Here is a 1,186-nt window from a genome sequence, read left to right on the forward strand (position 1 = left end):
AAACTACTCCAAAATCTCAGTAATAATACCTGAGCCAACAGTCCTTCCACCTTCTCTCACAGCAAACCTAAGCCCCTTATCTATTGCAACAGGCTTATCCAATGTTACCTCTATACTTAGATTATCACCAGGCATAACCATCTCTACACCCGCAGGTAACGATATGCTTCCCGTAACATCCGTAGTCCTAACATAGAACTGAGGTTGGTAATTAGCAAAGAATGGAGTATGCCTCCCTCCTTCTTCCTTCTTCAATATGTACACTTCCGCCTTGAACTTCTTATATGACTTCATTTGACCAGGCGCACTGAGCACTTGCCCTCTCTCTACGTCTTCCTTCTTTATACCCCGCAGCAATATCCCAGCATTGTCACCTGCTTCCCCAGCTTCCAACGCCTTATGGAACATCTCTACCCCAGTACAAACCGTGCTCTGCAATTCACGCAGACCTACGATATCTATCTTATCTCCTACTCTTATTACCCCTCTCTCTATCCTTCCTGTTACCACTGTCCCACGCCCAGGTATAGAGAATACATCCTCTACAGACATCAAAAACGGCTTGTCCTTCTCCCTCATTGGTAGCTCTATCTTTTCTAAAGCACCTACCAATTCCATTATCTTATCACTCCACGGACCATCAGCATCCTCTTCCAACGCTTTAACCGCAGACCCTCTCACAGCATCGATAGAATCCCCATCATACCCATACTGACTTAACAACTCGCGTATCTCCATATCCACGAGCGACAACATCTCTTCATCTTCAACCACATCGCACTTGTTGACCCACACCACGATGTCTTTTACACCAACCTGCTTCGCCAACAATATATGTTCACGAGTCTGCGGCATCGCTCCGTCCGTAGCTGATACAACTAGTATCGCAACATCCATCTGCGCCGCTCCGGTAATCATATTCTTAATGTAGTCAGCATGCCCAGGACAGTCTACATGCGCATAGTGCCTGCCTTCCGTTTCATACTCCACATGCGCTGTTGATATTGTTATTCCTCTCGCCTTTTCTTCCGGCGCCTTGTCTATTTCATCATACTTCACCACTTTATTCGCGCCACTTAGCTTCCTAGCCAGAACAGTAGTTAACGCAGCCGTAAGCGTTGTCTTACCGTGATCCACGTGCCCTATTGTCCCTACGTTTATATGCGGCTTCCTTCCTTCTGACATA

At 46.5% G+C, this 1,186-nt stretch carries 1 protein-coding gene; it reads right to left on the reverse strand.

Annotated features, from left to right (window positions below; genetic code table 11):
* Positions 1–3: 3 nt before the first annotated feature.
* The gene (gene tuf, locus KPX09_RS05320) at positions 4–1,185 is read right to left on the reverse strand and encodes an elongation factor Tu (protein ID WP_249549309.1); all 1,182 of its coding nucleotides are present in this window, start codon (positions 1,183–1,185) and stop codon (positions 4–6) included.
* Between the last annotated feature and the right edge of the window lies 1 nt (position 1,186).

It is taken from the genome of Anaplasma phagocytophilum (assembly GCF_023476575.1).
Classification (GTDB): domain Bacteria; phylum Pseudomonadota; class Alphaproteobacteria; order Rickettsiales; family Anaplasmataceae; genus Anaplasma; species Anaplasma phagocytophilum_A.